The following is a 1,043-nucleotide window of genomic DNA, read 5'->3' on the forward strand; positions in this document are numbered from 1 at the left end:
TCCCGGAAGGCATCCTGCCAGGCACGGGCGTGCTGGGGGACCGAATCGATGAGGGTACCATCGACGTCGAAAATCACCGCGGTGGGCATGAGACGCTTTCTTGTCTGTTGTTGGCGGCGGCGACCCATCAGGAGCCGGCCGTGCCCCGTCCTTGGAGATGAACGTGCTTCAGCTCCGTGGTCGTCCTTCAGCCGTGAGGCTTGAACACCACCTTGGTGCAGGCATCCTTCTTGTCCCGGAACATGTCGTACAGCGCCGGGCCGTCCTCCAGGTTCGTGGAGCGATGGCTGATGATGAAGGACGGGTCGATGTCGCCGTTTTGGATGCGCTCCATCAGCGGCTTCATGTAGCGGACCATGTGGGTCTGGCCGGTCTTCAGGGTCAGGCCCTTGTTCATCAGGACGCCCAAGGCGACGGGACCGACCGGGCCCGCGAAGACGCCGGGCATCGAGACGTTGCCGCCCGGACGACAGGCCAGGATCGCCTGGTTCAGGGCGAAGGGACGCTCCAGGCTGACGGTGTGCTCCATGATGGCGGAGGACACCTTCTGCAGCGTGGTGTCGGCCCCGTGCGACTCCATGCCGACCGCCTCGATGACCGAGTCCGGTCCGAGGCCGTGGGTCATCTCCATGAGCGTGTCCTGCACGTTCTCCTTGGAGTGGTCGATGGTCTCGGCGCCGGCTTCGCGTGCCAATGCGAGGCGCTCGGGAACGCTGTCGATGGAGATGACGCGCTTGGCGCCCAGCATCAGGCAGCACTTCACCGCGAGCACGCCGACTGGGCCGCAGCCCCAGATCGCCACCGTGTCCTCCGGACCGATGTCGCAATGCTCGGCGGCCTGGTAGGCGGTCGGGAAGATGTCGCTAAGGAACAGCACCTGCTCGTCGGTGAGACCCTCGGGCACGACGATGGGGCCGACGTCGGCGTAGGGCACCCGCAGGTACTCAGCCTGGCCGCCGGGGATGCCACCGGTAAGGTGCGAGAAGCCGAACAGTCCGGCGAGCGGATAGCCAAACACCTTGGCCTGCATCGCTCCATTTGGA

1 protein-coding gene is annotated in these 1,043 nt (G+C 65.5%); it reads right to left on the reverse strand.

Annotation, left to right across the window (positions count from 1 at the left end; all coding sequences use genetic code 11):
• Positions 1 to 187: 187 nt before the first annotated feature.
• Positions 188 to 1,043 (reverse strand): zinc-binding dehydrogenase (locus tag MKK64_RS01725; RefSeq protein ID WP_243931994.1); only part of this gene is annotated, 856 nt, incomplete at its 5' end.

The organism is Methylobacterium sp. E-025, assembly GCF_022829705.1.
Lineage (GTDB): Bacteria > Pseudomonadota > Alphaproteobacteria > Rhizobiales > Beijerinckiaceae > Methylobacterium.